This window comes from Pseudomonas bohemica, from assembly GCF_002934685.1.
GTDB classification, from domain to species: Bacteria; Pseudomonadota; Gammaproteobacteria; order Pseudomonadales; family Pseudomonadaceae; genus Aquipseudomonas; species Aquipseudomonas bohemica.
The window spans coordinates 41194-64969 of record NZ_NKHL01000120.1 but is presented as its reverse complement, the minus strand read 5'-3'; the positions used below and the strand labels follow the sequence as shown (position 1 = coordinate 64969).

Here is a 23776-nt window from a genome sequence, read left to right as displayed (position 1 = left end):
GACAAGTCGGGTAGCGATCGTGTCATTGCTTGAACCTTACGAAGTTGAATCCGCCATTTGCGAGGTGAGCAATGGGCACTGTACTACCAGCAAGCGTTCCACAGACTCTGTACGTTACCGTTCGTCGTGACGAGCTGCGCCAGCTCAGGGAAGAACGCGACCAGCTGCAAAAGAAAGTCGCTCACATGGCCCTGATGCTGCAACACGCTCATCTCGCCAATAGCGGTACGGCCCTGCAGGCCTGATCCATCCCGCCTTTACCGATTGTGGCAAGCCCGATTCGCTGGCTTGCCCTTGTGACTGGCTCTCCTCGCTTACGTCATCCCCTCGCCTGGTCTCCCCAAAAATCGACAGTCCCTTGTCGGACCAGACACATCGGGTAACGTTCCGCCTCCCCGCCAAATCCCGGTCTTGAGCTTTCCAGGGCCTGCAGACACCCGCCTCACATTTTTTTCACCTCCCGTTCGCCATACTCGCGCACCTCTATGGAACGACTGTCGGTCTGCTGCTGTCCGCACATCCCCTTCCATGGCACACGAGGACACACGAGGCGGCTACTGAGCCGCTCGATAGATTCATAGCGGGAGCGCCTGATGGCAACAATGAAACGGAGCACCACGGCTCCGAAAGGGTTCGACTGGGCCGGTGTGGCCTGGCTCTTCTTATTCTTCTGGTACTTTTCCGGTATCACGCAACTACTGATTCAACTGACCGGTATCACCGGCTTCTCGGGCTTTCGTCAGGCGTTCGTAATGAGCGGCATCTGGCTCGCCCCCATGCTGATCTTCCCCAACAAGACCCGGATCATGGCCGCTGTGATCGGTGTGGTCCTGTGGGCCTGCTCCATGGCGAGCCTGGGGTACTTCTTCATCTACCAGCAGGAATTCTCGCAGAGCGTCATCTTCATCATGTTCGAGTCGAACATCTCAGAAGCTGGCGAATACATGACCCAGTACTTCGCCTGGTGGATCGTGCTGGCATTCATCGCCCACACCGCTTTCGCGATCTTCCTGTGGACCCGCCTGCGCCCGGTGTACATGCCCCGTGGTCGCGCCTGGGTCGTCGCCACCGCGCTGCTGGTCGCGATTATCGGCTACCCGCTGGCCAAGCAGATGGCGCGTAACGACACGGTGGCAGCCGGCCTTGAAGGCTTCGAATCGCGCATCGAGCCTGCCGTGCCATGGCAGATGCTGGTCGCCTACCATCGCTACACCCAGCAGTTGGACAGCATGCAGGACATGCTCACCACCAGCAGCAACATCCCGCCACTGACCAATCTCAAGGATCAGCAGGCGGGCCTGCCCACCACACTGGTACTTGTGATTGGCGAGTCGACCAACCGCGGGCGCATGCATCTCTATGGCTATCCGCGGCAGACCACGCCTAACCTTGACGCCATGAAAGACCAGCTGGAGGTCTTCAATAACGTCATTACTCCGCGCCCGTACACCATCGAGGCATTGCAACAGGTGCTGACTTTCGCGGACGAGGAAAACCCGGATCTGTACCTGAAGACTCCCTCGATCGTCAGCGTGATGAAACAGGCAGGCTACAAAACCTTCTGGATCACCAACCAACAGACGATGACCAAGCGCAATACCATGCTCACCACCTTCTCCGAGCAGGCGGATGAACAGGTTTACCTGAACAACAACCGTAACCAGAACGCCCGCCAGTACGACGGCGATGTGCTGGAGCCGTTTGCCAAGGCGCTGACCGATGCCGCACCGCGCAAGTTGATCGTCGTGCATCTGCTGGGCACGCACATGGCGTATCAGTATCGATATCCGGAGCAGTACGAGAAATTCACCGGCCGCGAGGGTGTGCCTGCCGCGATCGATGACAGCAAGCTGCAGATGTACAACAGCTACGATAATGCCGTGCTGTACAACGACTTCGTCATCTCGAGCCTGATCAAGAGCTACAGCAAGGCCGACCCTAACGGTTTCCTGTTGTATCTGTCCGATCATGGAGAAGACGTTTATGACTCCCCCGGTCACGACACGTTGGGTCGCAATGAGGGCAAACCGACGATTCCGATGTACACGGTTCCGTTCATTGCCTACGCCTCCCCCAAATGGCGGGAGACCCATGACTGGAACTTCGACAGCATTCACAACCGCCCATACACCAGTTCCAATCTGATCCACACCTGGGCGCAACTGGCCGGGCTGAGCTTCGATGAGCTGGATCCGACCAAGAGTCTGGTCAGCCTGGACTTCAAGGAGCGTCCACGACTGATTGGCGATCCTTATGCGCAGAAGGGTTTGAGCGACTTTGCGGTGATGGAAAAGATTGCCAGGCAGCCTGATACGGCACCTGAGGTGGCCAAGCGGTAGAGCGCGGCTCGGTCATGCCTTGAACACAAAGGCCTGCGTAAGCAGGCCTTTTTTGTGTACAAGAAATTTAGCGGGGACGGGTCAGGATGAACGATATGGGAATCGGCCGGCAGGTGCGCTCCGGTAATTTCTGCGTGTCCCCCGCGCTCAGGTTCTGCAGGACCCCTTTCGCCCAGAGATGCTTAAAGCGCCTTCTGCCAAAACAGCGCCCGGCCCATTTGCGGATCGAGCTGGTAATCGGAGAAGCCAAGCTTGCGATAAGCACCCTGGGCAACCGCGTTACCCTCCAACACTTCCAGCGTCATCTTGCAGCAGCCGCGCTGACGGGCGATTTCCTCGACCTTGGCCAACATCTTCTGACTGATACCTTGCCCACGGGCCGAGGCAATGACCACCACATCGTGGATGTTCACCAGCGGACGACAGGCAAAGGTGGAGAAACCTTCGAAACAGTTGACCAGCCCTACGGGCTCACCGGCAATAAACGCCAGCACGCTGAAGGCGTGAGGCCTTTTGGCGAGTTCGATCGCCAATTGTTGACGGGTGTCCATGGACAGTGGTTCGCCGCCGCCCATGGCATCCGTGGCGTATTGGTCGAGCAGGAAACCGATGGCTTCAGCATGGACCGGGTTGGTATAGCTGGCTTGCAGGACCAGCACCTCAGAGGCTTGCATTGCTTTCCTCTACAACTAGGGAATAACAGGCAGCGGGCTGGAAGCCCGTTTGCCGCGTGCTCAGGATTCTACCGTGGAGCGCACCAAAATTTCCCGGTACAGAAGTAGGAATTTTCTCATTGCGCACGAGAATTGAGCGCTCTCGCACCGAGAAAAGGCCATGTCAGCTTTTTGTGACTGGCCAGTCGCAAAAAAACCGAAGAGGCCTATGCTTTTCTGGCGCCGCTGCGTTTATTGTCGAACAATCCGACCAGCGGTGGTAAACCCTTTTGGTAAGCGATCCGTGCCCCAGGACGGCGCATTTGGCGGTCAGAGAAATTCTGTAGCGCGCTCGATACTTTCCTACAACACCCCGCAGTGCCGCATGCCAGACATTTCCGATAAAAAAAGGCGAAACTTCTACAAATGCCCTGGGTCAGCTGATTAGAGCGCCTATGCTATTGGATAACGCCCGAGCAGAGGCCGCTTTCACCCTGTCCTTCATTATGCAGTCGGTAAATGGGTATCGATCTTGCGTAGGTCTTGTGTGCCTGGCCATAGGATATGGCTGATTAGAAATCGAGTGCTGTACCAACACTGCGTATCGAATGGGAGAAAACGATGATTAGTGCCGCTGTCAAAACCCAGAAGGGAGAGAGTTTTAATCAGCCGGCCAGCGAGCTGACCCATCTGCCGGTCTTCGCAACGACGAGCGCACCTCTGCTGCAACTGCCCCCTGTACAACCAGGCATCTCCATGGCGAACCGGAAAAAAATCCTGTTCGTGACTTCGGAAATGGCCGATCTGGTGAAAACCGGCGGTCTGGGTGATGTGTCTGCTGCACTGCCGCGCGCCATGCGCCACCTGCACGATGTCCGCGTGCTGATTCCCGGCTATCCACAGGTCATCAATAGCGGTAACCCGATTCACATCATCAGCGAACTCAGCGGGCATGCCGCGCTGCCTCCGTGCAAGATCGGCCGTATGGACATGAAAGACGGTCTGGTCATCTACGTGTTGATCTGCCCGGAACTGTACGAACGTGAAGGCACGCCTTATGGCGACAATCATGGCCGTGACTGGTCCGACAACCATATTCGCTTCGCGCGTCTGGGGCTGGCAGCTGCCGATTTCGCCGCCGGGGCGGTGAAAACCCAATGGTGTCCGGAGCTGGTTCATGCTCACGACTGGCCGGCAGGTCTGGCGCCTGCCTATATGAAGTGGCGCGGTCAGAACACCCCGAGCATTTTCACCATTCACAACCTGGCCTATCAGGGTTTTGTCAGCACCGCGTCGAGCCGTGAACTGGGCATACCCGATTCGGCGCTGGGCCCGGATGGCATGGAGTTCTACGGCAAGCTGTCGTTCATCAAGGCGGGCATGGCGTACGCCAGCCACATCACCACGGTCAGCGCCACCTATGCCAAGGAAATCACCACCCCGGACTTCGGTTGCGGGCTGGAAGGCTTCCTGCAGAGCAAAGCCGACATCGGCAAGCTCAGCGGGATTCCCAACGGTATCGACGAAAGCTGGGACGCCGCCACCGACGACCACCTGATTTGCCGGTTCGCGCCCAACGAGTGGACGCGTAAGGAAATCAACGCCGACTACGTGCGCGAGCTGTTCGAGCTCGAGCCGTCCACCGGTCCGCTGTTCGCCGTGGTTTCGCGCCTGGTGTACCAGAAGGGCCTGGACCTGACCATCGGCGTCGCAGAGTACATCGTCAGTAAAGGCGGTCAGATCGCAATTATCGGCCGTGGCGAGCCTGAGGAAGAAGACGCCATGCGTGACCTGGCGGCGCGCTTCCCTGGGCAGATCAGCGTGCGCGTGGGCTTTAATGAAACCGATGCCCGTCGCATGTTCGCCGGCAGCGACTTCTTGCTGATGCCTTCGCGTTACGAGCCCTGCGGCCTGAGCCAAATGTATGCACAGCGCTTTGGTTCGTTGCCGGTAGCGCGCAAGACCGGCGGCTTGGCCGACACCATCGAAGACGGCTGCACCGGCTTTCTGTTCGATGAGTCCACCGTTGAGAGCTACACCGAGGCGCTCACTCGCGCCTTCAATGTTTTTGCCAACCCGACGCTGCTCAACGCCATGCGCTGCCGTGCCATGGCCGCACCGTTCGACTGGCACAAGGCAGTAGAGCCCTATGCCGACCTGTATCAGGAACTGCTGAAGAAAAACGTGGGTGCTGCACTGCACTACTGATCGATGAACGAAAAAGGGGTAACGGATGCCTTCGCGCACGGATAAGAACTGGCGCCACGGCGCCGTCCTGCTGGAATCCGATCACACCCGGTTCGCCCTCTGGGCACCGGATGCGGAATACGTAAGTGTCGAGATCGAGAACGGGCCTTCCCAGGCCCTGCTGCCGCAGGAAGATGGCTGGTTTGTCCTTGAAACGCGCTGCTCGGCCGGCTCGCACTATCGCTACAAAATCAACCATGAACTCGACGTACCTGACCCGGCTTCCCGGGCTCAGGTCGGAGACGTGCACGGCTACAGCGTGGTAGTCGATCCCGGCGCCTATCAATGGCAGCACGATGCCTGGAATGGACGCCCCTGGGTTGAAGCGGTCATCTACGAGCTGCATGTTGGCGCGCTGGGCGGCTTTGCGGGCGTCGAGCAGCACTTGCAACATCTGGCCGACACAGGCGTCACTGCCATTGAGTTGATGCCCATCGCGCAGTTTCCCGGCAGCCGCAACTGGGGTTACGACGGCGTTTTGCCCTATGCGCCGCAATCGTCCTACGGCACGCCGGAGCAACTAAAACACCTGATCGACACTGCGCACGGCCTGGGTCTGGCGGTCATTCTGGACGTGGTCTACAACCACTTCGGTCCCGATGGCAATTATCTGGGCGCGTACGCCCGGCACTTTTTCCGCAGCGACAAGAAAACCCCGTGGGGCGACGCAATTGATTTTCGACGTCGCGAGGTGCGCGATTTCTTCATCGACAACACCCTGATGTGGCTTCTGGAGTACCGCTTCGACGGATTGCGTTTCGACGCCGTGCATGCCATCGAAGACCCGACGTTCCTCAAGGAACTGGCTGAACGGGTCAAGCAGCAGACTCCCTCTGGTCGTCACATCTGGCTGATGCTGGAAAACGAATTCAACGAAGCCCACCGTCTGGAGCAGGACTACGACGCGCAGTGGAATGACGACGGCCACAACACATTGCATGTGCTGCTTACCGGCGAAACCGACGCCTACTACACCGACTTCGCTCAGCAACCGACGCACAAACTGGCGCGCCTGCTGAGTGAGGGCTTTGTCTACCAGGGCGAGTCCACCCGTCACGGGCATAATCGTGGGGAGCCGAGCGCGCACCTGTCGCCGACGTCGTTCGTGTTGTTTTTGCAGAACCATGACCAGATCGGCAACCGTGCGCTGGGCGAGCGCCTCGTGCAACTGAGTCCGCCCCAGGCGCTGCGTGCCGCCACGGCACTGTTGCTGCTTTCACCGATGATTCCGCTGATGTTCATGGGCGATGAATGGGGCGCCAGCGAGCCGTTCCTGTTCTTCACTGATTTTCATGACGAGCTGGCCGATGCTGTGCGCGAGGGCCGTCGGGGCGAGTTCGCCGATTTCGCGGCGTTTGCCGACCCGGCCAAGCGCGAGCGCATTCCCGACCCCAACGCCCTGCAAACCTTCGAGGCTTCGCGTCCGGCGTTCGACGCCCTGCTGCTGGAAACCGATAAGGGCCAGGACCATCGCAACTGGCTGGCGTTGTACCGTGAGCTGCTGCAAATCCGCCGCGAGCATATCGTCCCGCTGCTGGAGGGCGCAGAGGCGCTCGGTGCACAAGTGTTGGCGGACAAGGCAGTCAGCGCACGCTGGCAGTTGGCTGAGGGCTACATCCTGCGCATTGACCTGAATCTGAGTGAACACGCCGTGCAGATCGGCGAGCACAGCGTCTGGAAGGTTCTCCATGAGTCCCATCCAAAATCGGCAGAACTTTCCCAACACGGCAACCTCAATCCATACACGGCCATTGTCAGCCTGATATCGAGTGACGTTGTGGAGGAACAGGATGAGCAATGAGCAACTGGAGATGCTGGCCGCCGAAGCCGGATTATCCGTCGATTGGAAAGACGCCAACGCAAGACCGCAACGAGTCAGCCCCGAAGTACTGCGCAAGGTCCTTGCGGGCCTTGGCTGTCCCGCCGAGAACGATGAGCAGATCGCCGCAAGTCTCAAGCAGTTGCAGGATCAGAGTCTATCCACCACCCCTCCACCCCTGCTGACCGTCGACCACGGCAGCAATCTGGACCTGTCGGCCTGGTTCAAGCCGGACACGCCGTTCGTCCTGGAACTGGAAGACGGGTCGCGGCTGGACGCCAAGCTGACCGCCAAGGCTGAGCTGCCGGCGTTGGCCACGGTGGGTTATCAGCAACTGGCGATTGCCGGTCAACACCTGACAATCGCTGTCGCGCCGAAAACCGCTTACACCCTGGCCATGGCCACCGATGTCAGCGTACCTCGCACCTGGGGCCTGACCTTGCAGCTGTATTACCTGCGTCGTCAAGGCGATGGCGGATTTGGCGACACCCAGGCGCTGGAAACCTTTGCCCGCAGCGCGGGCGAACGCGGCGTGGCGGCGATTGCGATCAGCCCGGTGCACGCGATGTTTTCCAACGACAGCGAACGCTTCAGCCCCTACTCGCCCTCCAGCCGCCTGTTCCTCAATGCGTTATACGCAGCGCCCAGCGCCATCCTGGGTGAGCGCGCGGTGCGCATGGCCATCGACGAAACTGGCCTGGCCGAAGAACTGAAACGTCTGGAAAGCCTGCCCCTGATCGACTGGCCAGCGGCGGCAACCGCCAAGTGGAAGCTCTACCGCGCGCTCTACGCTTCTTTCATCGGCAGCGGCCATCCGCTGCACGAAGACTTCAACAGCTTCCGCCACGCCGGAGGAGAAGCGCTGGAGAACCATTGTCGTTTCGAAGCCCTGCGTGACGAGGGCCAGAACCTGGGCATTGGCGGCAACTGGCACGAATGGCCGGAGCAGTTCAAGACTCCGCGCAGCAAGGCCATTGATGAGTTCGCCGCGCAGCATGGCGAACAGATCGGTTTTCACGCATTCGCTCAATGGTTGATCGCCCGATGTCTGGAACGCGCTCAGACTGCCGCCCGTAGCAGCGGCATGAGCGTCGGTCTGATTGGCGACCTGGCGGTAGGCGCTGATGGTGCAGGCAGTCAGGCCTGGAGCCGGCAGGATGAGTTGCTGTCGGCACTGACCGTCGGCGCACCGCCGGACATTCTCAATCGTTCAGGGCAAAGCTGGGGTATCTCGGCATTCTCGCCCACCGGCCTGAAACGCAACGGCTTTCGCGCGTTCATCGAAATGCTGCGGGCCAACTTCGCCCACGCCGGCGGCCTGCGCATCGACCATGTGATGGGGCTGCAGCGCCTGTGGGTGGTGCCGCTGGGCTCACCGGCCAGCGAAGGTGCCTATCTGAACTACCCGCTGGACGACATGCTGCGCCTGCTGTGCCTGGAATCCTGGCGGCACAAGGCCGTGGTGCTGGGCGAAGACCTGGGCACGGTGCCGGAAGGCCTGCACGAGAAACTCTCGACCCGTGGCATTCTCGGCATGCGCGTGCTGCTGTTCGAACAGGACAACGCGCATTTCAAACCGATCATCAAATGGTCCGACGACGCACTGGCGACCACCAGCACCCACGACCTGCCGACCCTCACTGGCTGGCTCAGCGAACTGGATATCGACTGGAACAAGACCCTCGGCCATATCGATGAAAAAACAGAAAGCGAGTGGCGCGAGAACCGCGAGCGGGAACGTCGGGGGCTGCGTGCAGCGCTGCGGCAGAACTACGGCATGCATGACAGCACCGACAGTGACATCATCGACGGCTGCGTACGCTACCTGGGCCACACCCGTGCCCCGCTGGTACTCTTGCCCATCGAAGACGCCCTGGGCATCGAAGAGCAAGCCAACTTTCCCGGCACCATCGACAGCCACCCCAACTGGCGTCGGCGCCTGCCCGGCGACTGCGCTACCTTACTGGACACCCCCAACGCGGCGCGTCGTCTGGAAATACTGGCAGCAGCACGTCAACAGGCCGCGGAGCGTGATCAATGAGTCATCCAGTGAACCCACCCCTCAAGTCCCTGCGCGCGACGCAGCGCCTGCAATTTCATAAAGACTTCACCCTCGACGACGCCACGGCCCTGGTCCCCTACTTCGCCCAGCTCGGCATCAGCCACATCTACGCCTCGCCATTGCTCAAGGCGCGGGCCGGTTCGATGCATGGCTATGACGTGGTCGATCCGCGAGTCATCAATCCCGAACTGGGTGGCGAGCCGGCACTACTACGCCTGGTGGCCGAGTTGCGCAAGCACGGCATGGGCCTGATTCTGGACATCGTGTCCAACCACATGGCCGTCGGCGGCGCCGATAACCCCTGGTGGCTGGACCTGTTGGAATGGGGTCAGCGCAGCCCATACGCCAAGTTCTTCGACATCCAGTGGAATTCCCCCGACCCGTTGCTCAAGGGGCAATTGCTGCTGCCGTTCCTGAGCACCGATTACGGCACCGTGCTGCAGAACAATGAAGTGCCGCTGCGCTTCGACACCGAGCACGCAAGCTTTCGTGTCGAGCACTATCAGCACCACTTCCCGATCAACCCTGGGACCTATGGGCCGCTGCTCAGAGCGGCCAACCGCCCAGAGCTGGACGATCTGACCGTGCGCTTCGAGCGTCTGGACGCAAGCCCTCAGGCGTACGACGAAGCCCAGCAAATCAAAGATGCGCTGGCGACGCTGATCAAGGCAAAACCCGAGTTGCGCAAGGCGATCGAAACTGGCCTTGAGCAGTTCGACTCGAGCAAGCCTGAAGGCTTCGACCGACTGCACAAACTGCTGGAGCGTCAGGATTATCGGCTGGCCAGCTGGCGCACCGCGGGCGACGACATCAACTGGCGGCGCTTCTTCGACATCAACGAGCTGGGCGGCCTCAAGGTCGAGCGCTCGCAGGTGTTCGAGGCCACCCACGGCAAGATCTTCCAGCTCATCGCTGACGGCCTCGTGGATGGCCTGCGTATCGATCACATCGATGGTCTGGCCGATCCTCGCGGTTACTGCCGCAAGCTGCACCGGCGGGTCGAAAGTCTGCTCATCCAGCGTCCTCCGGGCACCGAACTGAGTCATGTACCGATTTTCGTCGAGAAAATCCTCGGTTCCGATGAACAGGTGCGCAAGGACTGGAACGTCGACGGCACCACCGGTTACGAGTTCATGAACCAGGTCTCACTGCTGCAGCACGATCCACGTGGCGCTGACGTACTGGGCGAGCTGTGGAGCCGCATCAGCGGACGCACAGCCGACTTCAATCAGGAAGTGCTCGAAGCCCGGGATCTGGTTTTGCACGGCACCCTTGCCGGGGACTTCGAAAATCTCGCCCAGGCATTGCTGCAAGTGGCCCGCAGCGACGTCATGAGCCGCGATATGACCCTGGGCGCCATTCGCCGCGCACTGCTGGCGTTGGTGGGCAACTTTCCGGTCTATCGCACCTACATCACCGCCTGTGGGCGCTCAGCCGAAGACGAGCGCTTCTTCCAGCAGGCCATGAGTGGCGCGCGGGAGATGCTCAGCGAAGGCGACTGGCCGGTGCTCGATTATCTGCAACGCTGGCTGGGCGGCGAAAGCCTGCGCGATTACCCCAGCGGTCCGCTGCGTGAAATGCGCCGCAAGGCCTGCAACCGCTTCCAGCAACTGACCTCTCCGGTGGCGGCAAAATCGGTGGAAGACACCTCGTTCTATCGTTCCGCTGTGCTCCTTTCGCGCAACGATGTGGGCTTCCATCCGCAACATTTCAGTGCACCGCCCGAGGCATTTCATGAGGTCTGCATCGAGCGCGGTGCAAGCTTCCCGAACAACCTGCTGACCACTGCAACCCACGACCATAAGCGTGGCGAAGATACCCGTACGCGTCTGGCCGTGCTCAGCGAAACAGCCCCCTGGTATGCCGAGCAGGTAGAGCGCTGGCAGCAACTTTGCGCGCCGCTGAAGCAGGGAGACATCCACATCAGCCCGGGCGACGAGCTGATGCTGTACCAGGCGATTCTGGGCAGTTGGCCGCTGAACATGGAGGGCGAAAGCGCCTTTGAGGATTACGCCAAGCGCCTCGTCCAATGGCAGGAAAAAGCCCTGCGCGAAGCCAAACTGCAAAGCAGTTGGAGCGCGCCCAACGAGCCTTATGAAACCGCCTGCCGCGAGTTTCTGCAGCAACTGTTGCTCAGCCCCGATGCGCTCGCCTTGCGTCAGTCCATTGGTGCGACCGCCAACCGGATCGCCCCGGCGGGTGCCTTGAACAGTCTGGCGCAAACTTTGCTGCGAATGACCGTGCCCGGTGTGCCTGATCTGTATCAGGGTACCGAATTCTGGGACTTTAGCCTGGTGGATCCGGACAACCGTCGTCCGGTGGATTACCCCGCTCGCCAACGCGCGTTGGGTGACTCCACGACGCTCACCGAGCTGCTCGCCCAGTGGCAGGACGGCCGGATCAAACAGGCTTTGATTGCGCAGGTGCTCATGCTGCGCAATCAATATCCGACACTGTTCAGTGAGGGTCGCTACCAACCGCTCGAAGTGATCGGCGAAAAGGCCGCACACGTCGTGGCATTTGCCCGGGAAAAGGAGGATATGCGGGCTATCGTTGTGGTACCACGTTTGCCGGCTGAACTATTGGGCACTGCGCAAACTCCATTGATCAATGCAGCAAATTGGGGCAATACACGAATCCTCCTGCCGTTCGCTGATGCAAACCCAAATTGGAAGGGACTTTTTGCACAGGCTACAGTCACACAGAGCAAGGAATTGTCGCTCAGCGAAGCGCTCAAGGAATTTTCCGTAAATCTGCTTATTCAAACCTTGTAATACCTGGGAGTGTCGAGATGAGTGCCGACGATAAAAGAGTCAAAGAGTTAGCCCACCAAATTTGGGAATCCGAAGGCAAACCGCACGGTAAGGACGCCGAACATTGGCAGAAGGCGCTGAAACTGGCTAAAGCTGAAAACGACGCCAAAGCCAAGGCAGCCAAAAAGCCTGCAGCTTCCAAGTCCAAAGCCGAGCCTAAAGCTGCGGCTGCCAAAGCTGCCGCCAAACCAAAGGCAGCGCCAGCCAAACCTGCGGCCAAGGCAGCTGAAAAACCGGCAGACAAGCCCGCCGCAAAACCTGCGGCCAAACCTGCAGCCAAGGCCCCGGCTAAACCGAAGGCCACTGCCGCCAGCGGTGCTGAGCCTGCCGCCAAGCCAGCGGCAAAACCTGCTGCGAAACCGGCCGCGAAACCGGCAGCCAAGAAAGCAGGTCCGACGGCCAAGCCACCCGCGCCTTGAGTCCGCGTTTACAACGAAGACTCAGCGTATAGCTGACCTCTACCGCAGGGATCGCCTCAAAACGATCTTTTTCCCTGCGGTAACCCCTTTGCCTGTTAGTCAGTAATGGCGCAGTCCCAGCCTGCGACAAAGGCTTTGTTCGCCTTCAGGAATCATTCGAACGTCAGGAATCCCCATGAGCAAGCAAGAACAGAACACCGCCCCCAAGAATGAATCCAGGAAGGCCGACAGCCCGGAAGTCACCGCATCGCGCATTCGTGAAGGCCTGCCCTTCCCGCTCGGCGCGAACTGGGACGGCCTTGGGGTCAACTTCGCGATTTTCTCGGCCAACGCGACCAAGGTCGAACTGTGCCTGTTCGACTCCACCGGCGAGACGGAACTGGAGCGTATCGAACTCCCCGAATACACCGATGAAATCTTTCACGGTTATCTGCCTGACGCCCACCCGGGCCTGGTATATGGCTACCGCGTGTACGGCCCGTACGACCCGAAAAACGGTCATCGTTTCAACCACAACAAGCTGCTGATCGACCCATACGCCAAGCAACTGGTCGGCGAACTGAAATGGTCGGAAGCGCTGTTCGGCTACACCATCGGCCACCCTGACGACGACCTGAGCTTCGACGAACGAGACAGCGCGCCCTTCGTGCCCAAGTGCAAGGTCATCGACCCTGCCTACACCTGGGGACGCGATCAGCGGGTCAATGTGCCGTGGGAAAAGACCATTTTCTACGAGACTCACACGCGCGGCTTCACCATGCGTCACCCGTCTGTGCCCGATGAGCTGAAAGGCACCTTCTCCGGCCTGATGGTCGACGACGTGATCCAACACATCAAAGGCCTGGGCGTGTCCTCGGTCGAGTTGCTGCCAATCCACGCGTTCGTCAACGACCAGCACCTGCTGCAAAAGGGCATGACCAATTACTGGGGCTACAACACCATCGCCTTTTTCGCCCCGGACCCACGCTTCCTGGCCCATGGCAAGATCGCCGAGTTCAAGGAAATGGTCGCGCACATGCACCATGCCGGTCTCGAAGTGATTCTCGATGTGGTCTACAACCACACCGCCGAAGGCAACGAACGTGGCCCGACGCTGTCGATGCGCGGTATCGATAACGCCTCGTACTATCGCCTGATGCCGGATGACAAGCGCTTCTACATCAACGATTCCGGCACCGGCAACACCCTGGATCTGAGCCATCCGTGTGTCCTGCAAATGGTCACCGATTCCCTGCGCTACTGGGCTTCGGAAATGCACGTCGACGGCTTCCGCTTCGACCTGGCGACCATCCTTGGCCGTTATCACAATGGTTTCGACGAGCGTCACAGCTTCCTCGTGGCGTGCCGCCAGGATCCGGTGCTACGTCAGGTCAAACTGATTGCCGAGCCATGGGACTGCGGTCCGGGCGGCTACCAGGTCGGCCATTTCGCGCCGGGTTGGGCCGAGTGGAACGACAAATTCCGTGACACCGTGCGGGCCTTCTGGAAAGGCGATGAAGGCCAGTTGGCCGACCTCGCCAGCCGCCTGACCGCCTCCGGCAATATGTTCAACCAGCGCGGCCGCAGGCCCTACGCGTCGGTCAACTTCGTCACCGCCCACGATGGCTTCACCTTGCACGACCTGGTGTCGTACAACGACAAGCACAACGAAGACAACGATGAGAACAACCAGGACGGCAGCAACGACAACCGTTCCTGGAACCACGGCGTGGAAGGTCCGACCGAAGATCCGGATATCAACACCCTACGCCTGCGGCAGATGCGTAACTTCTTTGCGACCCTGCTGTTCTCTCAGGGCACGCCAATGATCGTCGCCGGTGACGAGTTCGCCCGGACCCAGCACGGCAACAACAACGCCTACTGCCAGGACAGCGAAATCGGCTGGGTCAACTGGGAATGGGACGAGGATGGCAAGGCTCTGCATGCCTTCGTGCAACGCCTGATCAAACTGCGACTCAAGTACCCGATCCTGCGCCGCGGGCGTTTCCTGGTGGGCGATTACAACGAGGAACTGGGAGTCAAGGACGTGACCTGGCTATCGCCAAGTGGCGAGGAAATGACCATCGAGCAGTGGGAAGACGCCAACGGCCGTTGCCTGGGCATGCTGATAGATGGACGTGCGCAGGAAACCGGGATTCGCCGCCGTGGTTCCGAGGCGACGATGCTGCTGATCGTCAACTCGCACCATGAAGGCGTCAATTTCACCCTGCCGGAAGTGCCGGAAGGCGTGAATTGGGTCAGCCTGATCGACACCAACCAGCCGGAGAGTCGTGGCAAGGAGCATTTCGAATTCGGCACCGAGTACACCATCACCCCGCGCTCGCTGCTGCTGTTCGAATTGCACAAGGAAGACCAGGCGTAAGCGTTGCACTAGCCTTCAGGATGGATTATGGATCCTGAAGGCGTTCGACGGCGTCCGTAGCAACACGGTTTGCCGACGGCAGTGCGCGATCGAAGACGCCACACCGCTCCGTGAGGGAGTGAGCTTGTTCACGAAAGGGTCGCCTGGAGCCCTGCCTTGGAACTGCGTCAACTGCGTTATTTGGTGAAAATCCTCGAACTGGGCAGTCTTGGCCGGGCGGCGCTGGAACTGGACGTTGGCGTCTCGGCCCTGAGCCAGCAGATCGGCAAACTTGAAAGCGAGCTGAGCACCCGGCTGCTCAATCGCACGCCCACCGGCGACAGTGTATGCCTGGCGCAGTTGGGAAATTTGCCGCTGGTTGCGCCGAGCGCCCAACATGGCTTGCGTTCGACCTTGGTGACCGCTTTCGAGCGCGCCGGCGTGGTGCCCAACATCATCATGGAAGTGGACGGCCTGGCGGTGCTGATGAATGCGGTTCGCGCCGGCCATACAGCGACCATTCAGCCAGGTGCGGCGGCGGCGCTCACAGGCGAATCCGGGTTGTCACTGGTGCAGATTGCCGACCCCCACGTCGGGCGGCGCAACCTGTTGGCGACCCTGAGCGACGACGAACTGTCCCCTGCGGCGAGTTTCGAACGGCTGTTAGTGGTGCTGCTGTACTTCTCGTTCTTCTTCGGCATGTACGACGGCGCCATGGTCGCGGCACTGACCGAAGTCATGCCGCAGAACGCGCGGGTGGTCGGCTTCTCGCTGGCGTTCAGTCTGGCGACCGCGATTTTTGGCGGCTTTACTCCAGCGATGTCGACGTTTCTGGTGCAGACCACGGGTGACAAGGCTTCGCCGGCGTATTGGCTGATGTTTGCGGCGGTGTGTGGCCTGTCGGCGACTCTGGTGCTCTATCGTGGGCAGAAGTCGTGGGTGGCGACATCCGTCTGACTCATCCTACAGTGCGCGCAGCGAGCCACGGTATGCTGCGCCGCATCGCCCCCTCCTCCGCGCATGAACAGCACATGACGCATGTTTCACTTCTTCCTCGGCGCGGCGCTGTGCTTACATCAAGTGGTTCCCGAACGTGAACGGCTCATGGATGTCCACTTTCGTGTCACCCACAGAAGGAGAAAGTCATGCTCAAACGTCCCCTCGGCAACACAGGCCTGAACATCGCCCCGCTGGTATTCGGCGGCAACGTGTTCGGCTGGACCATTGACGAGAAGACCAGCTTCGCAGTGCTCGATGCCTTCGTCGATCATGGTTTCAACGCCATCGACACCGCCGATGTCTACTCGGCATGGGTCCCTGGCAACAGCGGCGGCGAATCCGAAACCATCATTGGCCGCTGGCTCAAACAGCGCCCCGGTACGCGCGACAAGGTGACGATTTTCACCAAGGTCGGCTCGCAAATGGGCTCGCCAGAGAACAAAGGCCTGTCCAAACGCTGGGTTTTGCAGGCGGTCGAAGATTCGCTAAGCCGCTTGGGCACCGACCATATCGACCTGTATTTCTCTCATTGGCCCGACCCTGAAACACCCCACGAAGAAACCCTGAGCGCCTATGCCGAGTTGCGCAAGGCCGGGAAAATCAACGCCATTGGCGCATCCAACTACGATGCGAAGCTGCTGTCCGCTGCCCTGAAAGCGGCGCGCGACAACGACTTGCCTGCCTATCAGGTGATCCAGCCCGAGTACAACCTTTACGACCGCTCGGGCTTTGAAGGGGAGTTGCAGAAGCTGTGCGTCGCAGAGAACATCGGTGTGGTGACCTATTTCAGTCTCGCGTCGGGTTTTCTATCCGGTAAATATCGCTCCAAAGCCGACCTTGGCGGCAGCAAACGCGGTGACCGGGTCGAGAAATACCTGAATGAACAGGGCCTGAAGTTGCTGACCGCCCTGGACGCAGTGGCAGCCGATCACGGCGCCAAACCGGCAGAAGTCGCACTCGCCTGGCTCATCGGCAGCCGCGGCGTCACCGCGCCGATCGCCAGTGCCACCAGCGTCGAACAAGTGGCGAGCTTTGCCAAGGCAGCCAGCCTGAAACTCACTGCCGAGCAGTTCAAGGCATTGAACGAAGCGCTCTGAGCCTGCGTAAGCATTGGCCAGGCGTGAAGCCCCGCAGTAGCAAGGCTTGCTGGCGGTAGCGATCGGGATGACGCTGCGCCGGCGAGCCGCTTTGCTACAAAAGTTCATATCGAAGGGATACCTGGATACGGTATCGATCACGCCTTCGCGTGCCCGGATGGATGCGGGCAATCAACCGCTCTCTCGCCCATCCTGACGCCGCCGCTACCCTCGAGGCCCCGTATTCGCTGACTTTGTAGTCACGGACCGACCCCCGCGTGCGAAAACTACAAAAAATGTAGTGCCAAAAAATAATCACTACAAAATGGTTGACGAAGCCGTTTTGCAACTGCATGATTCAACCGTCTCCCCGATCGGGAGAGCTGGCAAAAGTATTCCGGGCCCGTTCGACAAAGCCGTCGAACAACCTCTGGATGTGTGCTGCCCACAAGGCAGATTGATGAAGCTGAACCGGCATGACCGACCCATAGGCCGAGCGCTGGCGAAACGTCCTCATGACACTTGTGGCCGACCACGATAAGTCGCCAGTGTCTTCACGACGTCCGCTGTTTCTCCCCTGCGTTTCGAATCATTACGTAGCAGCCCCTCATCGACACTACATCCCGCCAGCCCGGGTCCGGTTCCGGCTCTGTTTATGGATGCATCGACGGACCTTGTTTGTCAGCGTGTGAAAGGACTGCGGATCGATGGACGATCCGCCATTGCGTTTGAACTAACCAGATAGATTAACAATGGGCAAAAAGGGGTATCCAACCATGAATCTGAACAATCAACCTACCATTGATCAATTGGCTCGACTGTTCGCGGCGCAGAAGGACTCCCTCGATAGCCACATTCTCTGGGTCTGTGAGAAAGGTGATGTGCATATGGACGGCCTGGGTGTCTGCACCGAGGAGCAAGAGTTCGACGAACAACACCCGCACATGCGTGCGCGACTGAAGATGTACCGCAAAGGCCACGGCTACGTTGGCAAGAAAGCTGCCGCCGACAAGCAGTTTCTCGGTCAGGTGCTCGATACCCTGAGCAGTGAATGGGGCAGCGCGCGGCATCAGGAAGGCGTTCGGGTGATTGACAAGCTTTGCTAAGCAGCGCATGGCGCCGCTGACCTCTGGATTTCCCTGAGGCCGGCGGCGTTTTTCGTGATGCCTGGCTCGCCGCCGAATCGCTACTGAAATCGAGCGCCCGAATTCAGCACTGTGCAGGATTGATCAACGACGTCAGCACATGATCTGCCCACTGACCGTTGATCTTCAGATACGCACGGGCAAAGCCCTCTCGCTCGAAGCCCAGCGCCGCTAACACTCGCGCGCTGCGCGCGTTCTCCGGTCGATAGTTGGCCATGATCCTGTGCAGTTGAAGGTCTTCGAAGACATAGGCAAAGGCTCGGCCCAGCGCTTCGGTCATCAGTCCCTGGCCCTGAGCCTGCAGGGCCAGCGAATACCCCAGATGGCAGGCGTGAAAGGCGCCGAGTACGATGTTGCTGAAATTGCATTCGCCGATCATGACGCCATTTTCCCGATCACAGATCAGAAGATGCAGCCCGCGCCCGGCAAGGCGTTCGTGCTCGAGGTAGCTGATGCGCCGGATGATTGCGTCGAGATCGAAAAAGCCGGCTGGGCGAATCGGCTGCCAAGGTTGCAAGTGCTCGCGGTTGCTCAGGTTATAGGCCTGGATCTGCAGTGCATCGCCGCCAAACGCCGGACGCAGCATCAGGCGCTCGGTCGCCAGGCGTATCAACTGCGGCTCGGCGATGATATCCATCAATTTGCGCTCTTCTCTTGAGTCCGGCGCCAGCTCAGAACGCCAGCTTGTAACCGATCGCGATCAGCATCAAGGCCAGACAAGGGCGCAGCACGGCATCAGGGATGCGCCCGGTCAACTGGCTACCCATATAGATACCCGGCAGCGAGCCCATCAATAGAAAGCCCAGCATCGTCCAGTTCATGTTGCCCATGCTGGCGTGGCCAAGCCCTGCAATCAGCGTCAGTGGCACGGCGTGAGCGATTTCGGTGCCCACCAGGCGGCGGGTATCGAGAAACGGATAGAGGATGAACAGCGCCACCGTTCCCAGAGCGCCCGCGCCAATGGACGTCAGCGCGACCATTACCCCTAGAATCACCCCCGTCAGCACGGTCAGGCTATTGAGGCTCCTGGCGCTCAGCCGATAGCGATCACCGGCATGATGGTGCGCGAACGCCAGCAGGCGTTTCTTGAAAAAGATCGCCAGCGCCGTCAGCAGCAGGACAAACCCCAGCGCCTGCTTGATGACCGCATTCATCGCTTCCGGCGCGGTGTGCAGACTGCCGAGAAACCAGAGCGTCAGCGCGGCCGCAGGGACGCTGCCCAGCGTCAACCAACCGGTGATGCCCCAGTCGATGTTGTCGTTCTTCCTGTGCACCAGCACGCCACCACTTTTGGTGATAGCGGCATACAGCAGATCGGTGCCCACAGCGGTCGCTGGATTGATGCCGAACCACAGCAGGATCGGGGTCATCAGCAACCCGCCACCGACGCCGGTCATGCCGACGATGAACCCGACAACCAAGCCTGCGACGACGAAACCTATATTGCCAAAATCCATTGCTCTGCCTGACTCGCCCGCAAAAACTGGCGCGCAGGATAGCGATTTTTCGTCTAAAGACCTTGGATTTTCTTATATAGCGTGTAGACCGAAAGGTTCTATGGTTATAACCAGATCGCTATTCGTCCAGTAAGCATGAAGCAAGGCCATCGTGTGATCGTCAGCACGCTGGCCTCCTTCAGCTTCTCGGGCAATCGAAAAAAGAGCCGTCAGCGCGTCGCCACAATAAACAACCGCGGAAACGGCAGCAGGACCGAGCCATCGGCCAGTGCCGGATACGCCTGGCTGATCGCTTTCAGGTAGGCATCAAGAAAAGCCGCCTGCTCGGCCTCATCCAGACGTTGCAGGTAGGGTCGCAACGCCGAGCCCTTGAACCACTCCACTACAGCAGCGTGCCCACCGGCCAGCGGATGATGGTAGGTAGTGCGCCAGACATCCACTTCAGCGCTATGCGGTTGCAGCAGTTCGAAGTAGTAAGCCGCCGGGTGACGATCGGGATGTTTGACCGAAGCGATTTTGTCGGCCCATGGCCCGCTCGCAGCGATCTCACGAGCCAGGCGGTGCGCGGGCTCTTCAAGGTTGTCCGGGGTCTGAACTGCCAACACACCACCCGGGTTGAGAAAGCTGACCAAACGCGGATACAACTCGGCGTGGTCGGGCACCCATTGCAACGAGGCATTCGCCAGGATCACATCGAAGCTTTTGGCTGGCTTCCACGCGCCAATGTCCGCCAGTTCGAATTGCAGCTTCGGCAAGCGCTGACGTGCGTCACCCAGCATGTCCTCGGAACTGTCCAGCCCGGTAATCAGCGCATCGGGAAAGCGTTCAGCCAGCACCTCGGTGGAATTACCCGGACCGCAACCCAGGTCCATCGCCGTGTTCACCGTTGCCCTGGGGATGGCGGCGACCAGGTCGCGGACCGGACGCGTGCGTTGCTGCTCGAACATCGAATATTGACTGGCTGACCAGCTCATCGGGCTTTCCTTCTTCGTCGTGAAAGGCGTAAGGCCGAGGTTAAGGCCTGTGGCGCGGGAGTACAAATGAAGGTCGAGGCGATGGCCGAATCAACGATGCTGCATCAAACGGATGCTCTCGACACATCACGCGCGCCCAATACCGGTAAACGCCACATCGACGATCAATGCCGGATCGAGACCGCGGATTCGCTGCTCGATGTGGTACGCCCCGGCTTCGGCATAGCGCAGGAAGACGCGGGTGCACAGTACGCACTCCCAAAGCCTGCAACGGTTGTAGGGGTAAAATTGCGGGGCAATCGGTGCGTCGATTGACCAATAGGAGGTGCCCGTCGGGTGATATTCGTCGAGGGTCAGGTCTTCTTCCTCGGCGGCGATCAGGGAGCCGACTTCGCGCAGTTGGCTTTCCCTCAGAGAGACCGGCATGCCCTCCCATCCGGCGAAGGATTTGGGCATGCATGAGCAGGATTGGGTAATGGCACTGGAATGGTCGGCGAAACGCAGCAGGTCGGGAAACGCGAGTGGCGTGAACATGAGCAGCAGACTCTTGGCAGGTTAGGTCTTTTGGCGTGCGGGCATTGTGCAGCGCCGTCGCGATTCTGCCTACTGTTTGCCCTGAACTCCGGGCACATGAGCCTCATGCCCTCAGAGCGTTACCCGCCGCGTCAGATGTCCGCCGGGAATCGGATAGGACACGTACAACCCTGACTCGACCTGAGCCCTGGACGCCTCGGCGATCTTGCGCACTTTGCCGGAGGCGTTGAGTAGTTGCTGCCGGTCAAGCTGCCCCGCCTCGACCGCATCGACAATCGCCTGGGCGATTTTGTCCAATCCCGATTCGCTGGAAACCAGCAGCAGATGCGCGCCTGCCTTGAGCGCGGCCACGGCGGTGTAGGTGATGCTGTTATCCCGAAGGATGGAAACCGCATCCAGATCATCAGAGATAATCAGGCCATCGAACGCCAGGTCATCGCGCAGCAGGCCAATGATCGTTTCCGAGGTGCTCGCCGATTGCAGGGGATCGAGCGCGGGAAACACAGCCGGGCCGGGCATGATGGCTTGCACCCCGGCCGCGATCACCTGACGAAAAACCTGAAGCCCTTCCTTCAAATCTTCCATCACCCCCGGCACGCTCGCTCTCGCCACTGCCGGATCATGCTCGGCCTGGTAATGACCCGGGAAATGCTTGGCGGTGGCGATCACCCCGGCGCGCTGTACGCCGCGAATGAACGCACAGGCAACCCGCGACACCTCGGCCGGGTCCGGTCCCAAATGACGGTTGTGCAGCCAGGGATTGCTACCGGTAACCACGTCGACGATTGGCGCAAGAAACAGATTAATCCCCATGACCCGCGCCGAGCTGGCCATTTCACAACTACGCGCCTCTATGTCCTCGCTACTGAATGTCTTTAGTTCGTCGGCCGACGGCATACCGGGAACCAGTCGATGCAGACGCTGGATGCCACCAAGTTCCTGATCCACAGCCACCAACAAAGGTGCACCGGCACAGGCGCTCGCATCCTCGACGATGCGGGTGAAATGCGCATGAGTCTCGGAACGCCGGCGCTCGAGACTCATGCTGCGCGCCAGGTATTCATTACGGGTTTCCCCCAACAGAATGGAAATACCGCCCCGCCTCAAGTAACGGCGTACGGTATCGTCAAGCTCCAGCCCGGCAACAGCAGGTAGAAGCACTGAATACGCAGCTCGTTGCAGCTCGTTTGACATGGTTAATCTCCCGTTCGAATGCGTGATATTGCTCGATAACGCGCACTTTACACCCAGATCGAGCACTGTCAACCGCATAACGAGCATTAACTGACACTCAAAACGATCATCGCTGAGCAAAAGTCGATCAGGTGATATCGCCGCGCCTCTGCGCGCGACGCCAGCCTGTCAGCCGCTTTCACCAGAGGTGCTGCTATAACGACATCGCGTTGCCCGCAATGGAATATTTAATAGCCACTCTTTTCATTTGCGCATTTGCTGGTCAACATACGCGCCCACTAAAAACCGGAACGTGGCTCATCGATGAGAATGATATTGCTTCCCAACTTCCCGGCCGTTTGGAATCGAGATAGAACCCGCATATAAGGTCTCCCTACAAACCCGGCAATGTGGCTGAATGGTGATGGCATTGCCCCGTAGTGGTTTCTAAAGTGATCTCACTCTTTGTTTCAGGATGAAGTAGATGCGTCTTTTACTGCTCACCAGTGTGTTGGCCGCGTTGCTCTGTGGCTGCGGTTCCACGCCGAATAACCCTTCCGTTGATCTGGAGACAACCAAGGCCGCCGGGGACTATGCGCAATGTGTCTTCCCGAAATGGCAGCAGATCAAGCCGGCAACCACCCTGACCGAAAGCAAGGGACACTATAAGCTGCTGGTCTCCGGCAAAGTGGCGCAGGACGACATCCTCGAAGTATTCAAAGGCAACCCTAATACCCGCGTTTTTTATTACCAACGTGCTCCACTCGCCTCGGCTTTCGGCCGCAGTGCATTAGAGAAAGCGGCACGGGAATGTTTGTAAGCGCAGCTCAGGACACACGGGCAAACCGGACACGGCTGTCGACCGGTGATGCAATCATGGTGAACTTTCGTTTTTCCAATTCCCTCTGAGAACCGATAGCGCTCGATTTATCGAGTTCGATTTTCACTCAGAGGAATCGTCATCATGAGCACACTGAACGGCAAAAAGGTCCTGATCATCACCTCCAATACCGGTATCGAGCGCGATGAACTGCTCAAACCGCTGCAGGCTTTGAAAGGGATGGGCGCCACCGTCACTCACGCCACCATTAAAGGCGGCGAGGCTCAGACCTTCGTCGGGGATACCGAGAAAGATACCAGCGTGGATTCCGATACCCGTCTGGCAGGCCTGTCTGCGGCTGATTTCGACGCGCTGGTGATTCCCGGCGGCACCGTCAACGCCGATACTCTGCGTCAGGACGCCGACGCCCAGCGCCTGGTCAAAGAGTTCGCCAACGCACAAAAGATTATCGCTGCCATATGCCATGGCCCGTGGTTGCTGATCGACGCTGGCGTGATCGCAGGCAAGACCCTGACCTCCTACCCGAGTGTGCGCATCGATCTGAAGAATGCCGGGGCCGCTGACTGGGTCGATTCAGAGGTCAAGCAGTGTGGCGCCAATGACTGGACGCTGATCACCTCGCGCACGCCCAAAGACCTGCCAGCGTTCAACGAGGCCATCGGCAACGCCCTGCAAGCGGCATAACTCCAGGCAACGTGCAAAAGCGCAGACCTGAAACAAAAACGCATCGACGCCGCTGATCAGCGGCGTCGATGCGTTTGGGGAAAGTGTAACCCTGGCGGAAGACAGCGACGTACAGACCGCCAGGGGAGTCTCGCACTCCCTCTCTCTGAGCGGCATCGGCAGAACTGATTCAATTTTTTTTCCGACTGGTTGCGTCCACG

Annotated in this window: 19 protein-coding genes and 1 pseudogene; 14 read left to right on the top strand and 6 right to left on the bottom strand. The window is 59.5% G+C overall.

Annotated features, from left to right (window positions below; all coding sequences use genetic code 11):
- Positions 1-71 precede the first annotated feature (71 nt).
- Both CE491_RS30460 and CE491_RS25900 read left to right on the top strand, forming a co-directional pair.
- Positions 72-245, top strand: a complete 174-nt coding sequence (locus tag CE491_RS30460; protein WP_199885255.1) for a DUF6026 family protein — start codon at positions 72-74, stop codon at positions 243-245.
- Positions 246-593: 348 nt separating this feature from the next.
- Positions 594-2339, top strand: coding sequence for a phosphoethanolamine transferase CptA (locus CE491_RS25900; protein ID WP_110951186.1), 1746 nt, complete (start codon positions 594-596; stop codon positions 2337-2339).
- 182 nt (positions 2340-2521) lie between these two features.
- Here CE491_RS25900 and CE491_RS25895 read toward each other — a convergent pair whose 3' ends face one another.
- Positions 2522-3013, bottom strand: coding sequence for a GNAT family N-acetyltransferase (locus CE491_RS25895; protein ID WP_110951185.1), 492 nt, complete (start codon positions 3011-3013; stop codon positions 2522-2524).
- Between the two features lie 600 nt (positions 3014-3613).
- On the opposite strand from CE491_RS25895, the gene glgA reads away from it, so the two are divergent.
- The 10 genes and pseudogenes from glgA to CE491_RS25850 all read left to right on the top strand — a co-directional run bounded on the left by glgA (position 3614) and on the right by CE491_RS25850 (position 17874).
- On the top strand, positions 3614-5200 hold the full coding sequence (gene glgA, locus CE491_RS25890) for a glycogen synthase GlgA (protein WP_110951184.1): 1587 nt from the start codon (positions 3614-3616) through the stop codon (positions 5198-5200).
- 25 nt (positions 5201-5225) lie between these two features.
- A complete protein-coding gene (treZ, locus tag CE491_RS25885) occupies positions 5226-7040 on the top strand; it encodes a malto-oligosyltrehalose trehalohydrolase (protein WP_110951183.1) in 1815 nt (604 codons plus the stop codon).
- Positions 7030-9099, top strand: coding sequence for a 4-alpha-glucanotransferase (malQ, locus tag CE491_RS25880; RefSeq protein ID WP_110951182.1), 2070 nt, complete (start codon positions 7030-7032; stop codon positions 9097-9099). Before treZ ends, malQ begins: the two co-directional genes overlap by 11 nt.
- Complete coding sequence (locus CE491_RS25875) at positions 9096-11894, top strand: malto-oligosyltrehalose synthase (RefSeq protein ID WP_407681371.1); 2799 nt, start codon at positions 9096-9098, stop codon at positions 11892-11894. The genes malQ and CE491_RS25875 overlap by 4 nt, the downstream gene beginning before the upstream one ends.
- A 17-nt stretch (positions 11895-11911) precedes the next feature.
- Positions 11912-12352, top strand: a complete 441-nt coding sequence (locus tag CE491_RS25870; RefSeq protein WP_110951181.1) for a DUF2934 domain-containing protein — start codon at positions 11912-11914, stop codon at positions 12350-12352.
- 175 nt (positions 12353-12527) lie between these two features.
- Positions 12528-14714 carry a glycogen debranching protein GlgX gene (glgX, locus tag CE491_RS25865; protein WP_110951180.1) on the top strand — a complete coding sequence of 729 codons (2187 nt, stop codon included), beginning with the start codon at positions 12528-12530 and terminating at the stop codon, positions 14712-14714.
- Between the two features lie 156 nt (positions 14715-14870).
- A pseudogene (locus tag CE491_RS31000) lies at positions 14871-15032 on the top strand (LysR family transcriptional regulator); the annotation flags it as partial.
- On the top strand, positions 15009-15650 hold the full coding sequence (locus CE491_RS30995) for a LysR substrate-binding domain-containing protein (RefSeq protein ID WP_267894498.1): 642 nt from the start codon (positions 15009-15011) through the stop codon (positions 15648-15650). The pseudogene CE491_RS31000 and the gene CE491_RS30995, both read left to right, overlap by 24 nt.
- A 188-nt stretch (positions 15651-15838) precedes the next feature.
- Positions 15839-16789: an aldo/keto reductase gene (locus tag CE491_RS25855; RefSeq protein WP_110951178.1), complete on the top strand. Its 951-nt coding sequence runs from the start codon at positions 15839-15841 to the stop codon at positions 16787-16789.
- 755 nt (positions 16790-17544) lie between these two features.
- Positions 17545-17874: a hypothetical protein gene (locus CE491_RS25850; RefSeq protein ID WP_110951466.1), complete on the top strand. Its 330-nt coding sequence runs from the start codon at positions 17545-17547 to the stop codon at positions 17872-17874.
- 103 nt (positions 17875-17977) lie between these two features.
- Here the strand turns inward: CE491_RS25850 and CE491_RS25845 are convergent, their stop codons facing one another.
- From CE491_RS25845 to CE491_RS25825, 5 genes are all read right to left on the bottom strand, one after another.
- On the bottom strand, positions 17978-18550 hold the full coding sequence (locus tag CE491_RS25845; protein ID WP_110951177.1) for a GNAT family N-acetyltransferase: 573 nt from the start codon (positions 18548-18550) through the stop codon (positions 17978-17980).
- 34 nt (positions 18551-18584) lie between these two features.
- A complete protein-coding gene (locus CE491_RS25840; RefSeq protein WP_110951176.1) occupies positions 18585-19370 on the bottom strand; it encodes a sulfite exporter TauE/SafE family protein in 786 nt (261 codons plus the stop codon).
- A gap of 209 nt (positions 19371-19579) precedes the next feature.
- A complete protein-coding gene (tam, locus tag CE491_RS25835) occupies positions 19580-20344 on the bottom strand; it encodes a trans-aconitate 2-methyltransferase (RefSeq protein ID WP_110951175.1) in 765 nt (254 codons plus the stop codon).
- 126 nt (positions 20345-20470) lie between these two features.
- Positions 20471-20878 carry a hypothetical protein gene (locus tag CE491_RS25830; RefSeq protein ID WP_110951174.1) on the bottom strand — a complete coding sequence of 136 codons (408 nt, stop codon included), beginning with the start codon at positions 20876-20878 and terminating at the stop codon, positions 20471-20473.
- Positions 20879-20989: 111 nt separating this feature from the next.
- Complete coding sequence (locus CE491_RS25825) at positions 20990-22072, bottom strand: glycoside hydrolase family 3 N-terminal domain-containing protein (protein ID WP_110951173.1); 1083 nt, start codon at positions 22070-22072, stop codon at positions 20990-20992.
- A gap of 463 nt (positions 22073-22535) precedes the next feature.
- Here CE491_RS25825 and CE491_RS25820 point away from each other — a divergent pair, with 463 nt between their 5' ends.
- Both CE491_RS25820 and CE491_RS25815 read left to right on the top strand, forming a co-directional pair.
- A complete protein-coding gene (locus tag CE491_RS25820; RefSeq protein WP_110951172.1) occupies positions 22536-22871 on the top strand; it encodes a hypothetical protein in 336 nt (111 codons plus the stop codon).
- A gap of 141 nt (positions 22872-23012) precedes the next feature.
- Entirely contained in the window at positions 23013-23576 is a 564-nt protein-coding gene (locus CE491_RS25815) for a type 1 glutamine amidotransferase domain-containing protein (protein ID WP_110951171.1), read from the top strand.
- The last annotated feature ends 200 nt before the right edge of the window (positions 23577-23776 follow it).

Coding starts and splice junctions, on each gene's coding strand:
- CE491_RS25900 (WP_110951186.1), top strand. CDS start 594: ATGGCAACAATGAAACGGAGCACCACGGCTCCGAAAGGGTTCGACTGG.
- CE491_RS25840 (WP_110951176.1), bottom strand. CDS start 19,370: ATGGATTTTGGCAATATAGGTTTCGTCGTCGCAGGCTTGGTTGTCGGG.
- CE491_RS25855 (WP_110951178.1), top strand. CDS start 15,839: ATGCTCAAACGTCCCCTCGGCAACACAGGCCTGAACATCGCCCCGCTG.
- glgX (WP_110951180.1), top strand. CDS start 12,528: ATGAGCAAGCAAGAACAGAACACCGCCCCCAAGAATGAATCCAGGAAG.
- CE491_RS25845 (WP_110951177.1), bottom strand. CDS start 18,550: ATGGATATCATCGCCGAGCCGCAGTTGATACGCCTGGCGACCGAGCGC.
- CE491_RS25870 (WP_110951181.1), top strand. CDS start 11,912: ATGAGTGCCGACGATAAAAGAGTCAAAGAGTTAGCCCACCAAATTTGG.
- CE491_RS25825 (WP_110951173.1), bottom strand. CDS start 22,072: ATGTCAAACGAGCTGCAACGAGCTGCGTATTCAGTGCTTCTACCTGCT.
- CE491_RS25895 (WP_110951185.1), bottom strand. CDS start 3,013: ATGCAAGCCTCTGAGGTGCTGGTCCTGCAAGCCAGCTATACCAACCCG.
- CE491_RS25850 (WP_110951466.1), top strand. CDS start 17,545: ATGAATCTGAACAATCAACCTACCATTGATCAATTGGCTCGACTGTTC.
- CE491_RS25820 (WP_110951172.1), top strand. CDS start 22,536: ATGCGTCTTTTACTGCTCACCAGTGTGTTGGCCGCGTTGCTCTGTGGC.
- CE491_RS25830 (WP_110951174.1), bottom strand. CDS start 20,878: ATGTTCACGCCACTCGCGTTTCCCGACCTGCTGCGTTTCGCCGACCAT.
- glgA (WP_110951184.1), top strand. CDS start 3,614: ATGATTAGTGCCGCTGTCAAAACCCAGAAGGGAGAGAGTTTTAATCAG.
- CE491_RS25875 (WP_407681371.1), top strand. CDS start 9,096: ATGAGTCATCCAGTGAACCCACCCCTCAAGTCCCTGCGCGCGACGCAG.
- treZ (WP_110951183.1), top strand. CDS start 5,226: ATGCCTTCGCGCACGGATAAGAACTGGCGCCACGGCGCCGTCCTGCTG.
- tam (WP_110951175.1), bottom strand. CDS start 20,344: ATGAGCTGGTCAGCCAGTCAATATTCGATGTTCGAGCAGCAACGCACG.
- malQ (WP_110951182.1), top strand. CDS start 7,030: ATGAGCAATGAGCAACTGGAGATGCTGGCCGCCGAAGCCGGATTATCC.
- CE491_RS30460 (WP_199885255.1), top strand. CDS start 72: ATGGGCACTGTACTACCAGCAAGCGTTCCACAGACTCTGTACGTTACC.